The organism is Paenisporosarcina sp. OV554, assembly GCF_003058165.1.
Classification (GTDB): Bacteria; Bacillota; Bacilli; order Bacillales_A; family Planococcaceae; genus Paenisporosarcina.
Window position 1 is genome coordinate 1 of the sequence record NZ_QBUC01000078.1, and the last position, 1,199, is coordinate 1,199.

General features: G+C 50.6%; 9 tRNA genes and 1 rRNA gene. All 10 read left to right on the forward strand.

Going from position 1 to position 1,199, the window contains the following annotated elements:
• Positions 1 to 113: ribosomal RNA gene (gene rrf, locus C8K15_RS20000) — 5S ribosomal RNA — on the forward strand; the annotation flags it as partial.
• 10 nt (positions 114 to 123) lie between these two features.
• Positions 124 to 199: transfer RNA gene (locus tag C8K15_RS20005), tRNA-Val, on the forward strand.
• 16 nt (positions 200 to 215) lie between these two features.
• Positions 216 to 291, forward strand: a tRNA-Thr gene (locus tag C8K15_RS20010).
• Between the two features lie 12 nt (positions 292 to 303).
• A tRNA-Lys gene (locus C8K15_RS20015) sits at positions 304 to 379 on the forward strand.
• An 18-nt stretch (positions 380 to 397) separates the two neighbouring features.
• Positions 398 to 482: transfer RNA gene (locus C8K15_RS20020), tRNA-Leu, on the forward strand.
• A 20-nt stretch (positions 483 to 502) separates the two neighbouring features.
• Positions 503 to 577 (forward strand) — tRNA-Gly (locus C8K15_RS20025).
• A 14-nt stretch (positions 578 to 591) separates the two neighbouring features.
• Positions 592 to 680, forward strand: a tRNA-Leu gene (locus C8K15_RS20030).
• 22 nt (positions 681 to 702) lie between these two features.
• A tRNA-Arg gene (locus C8K15_RS20035) sits at positions 703 to 779 on the forward strand.
• 13 nt (positions 780 to 792) lie between these two features.
• Positions 793 to 869, forward strand: a tRNA-Pro gene (locus tag C8K15_RS20040).
• Between the two features lie 18 nt (positions 870 to 887).
• Positions 888 to 963: transfer RNA gene (locus C8K15_RS20045), tRNA-Ala, on the forward strand.
• The last annotated feature ends 236 nt before the right edge of the window (positions 964 to 1,199 follow it).

Here is a 1,199-nt window from a genome sequence, read left to right on the forward strand (position 1 = left end):
AGTGATAATGGCAAAGAGGTCACACCCGTTCCCATACCGAACACGGAAGTTAAGCTCTTTAGCGCCGATGGTAGTTGGGGGTTTCCCCCTGCAAGAGTAGGACGTCGCTGGGCGATTTATTTCGGAGGATTAGCTCAGCTGGGAGAGCATCTGCCTTACAAGCAGAGGGTCGGCGGTTCGAGCCCGTCATCCTCCACCAAATATTTTTACAGTGTGCCGGTGTAGCTCAGCTGGTAGAGCAACTGACTTGTAATCAGTAGGTCGAGGGTTCGACTCCTTTCGCCGGCACCATTATTTTTTTTAGAGCCATTAGCTCAGTTGGTAGAGCATCTGACTTTTAATCAGAGGGTCGTAGGTTCGAATCCTACATGGCTCACCATTTTTTAAATACTAAGTTGCGGGTGTGGCGGAACTGGCAGACGCACTAGACTTAGGATCTAGCGCCGCAAGGCGTGGGGGTTCGACTCCCTTCACCCGCACCATTTTTTATAACAACATACGAGCGGAAGTAGTTCAGTGGTAGAACATCACCTTGCCAAGGTGGGGGTCGCGAGTTCGAACCTCGTCTTCCGCTCCATAGATTTCTTAAGTGCCGGGGTGGCGGAACTGGCAGACGCACAGGACTTAAAATCCTGCGGTAGGTGACTACCGTACCGGTTCGATTCCGGTCCTCGGCACCATCTTTTTAAAACAGCATAATTAGCGCCCGTAGCTCAATTGGATAGAGTACTTGACTACGAATCAAGCGGTTAGAGGTTCGAGTCCTCTCGGGCGCGCCATATTTTTTAACTTCGGGAAGTAGCTCAGCTTGGTAGAGCACTTGGTTTGGGACCAAGGGGTCGCAGGTTCGAATCCTGTCTTCCCGACCAGTATTTATATCCCTTTATGGGGCCTTAGCTCAGCTGGGAGAGCGCCTGCCTTGCACGCAGGAGGTCAGCGGTTCGATCCCGCTAGGCTCCACCATGAACCTTGAAAACTGAACAGCAAAACGTCAACTAACAAGCGGAACGCACTTCGGTACGGGAAGCAAAAACGTTTTCTTCCGCCGACACCTGTCGGTATCGAAAACAAACTTGAACTTAATTGTTCATTATAAACGTCAAATTTTTGACGCCAGCAACAAAGTCGAGCTAATCGACTCACCATTATGGAGAGTTTGATCCTGGCTCAGGACGAACGCTGGCGGCGTGCCTAATACA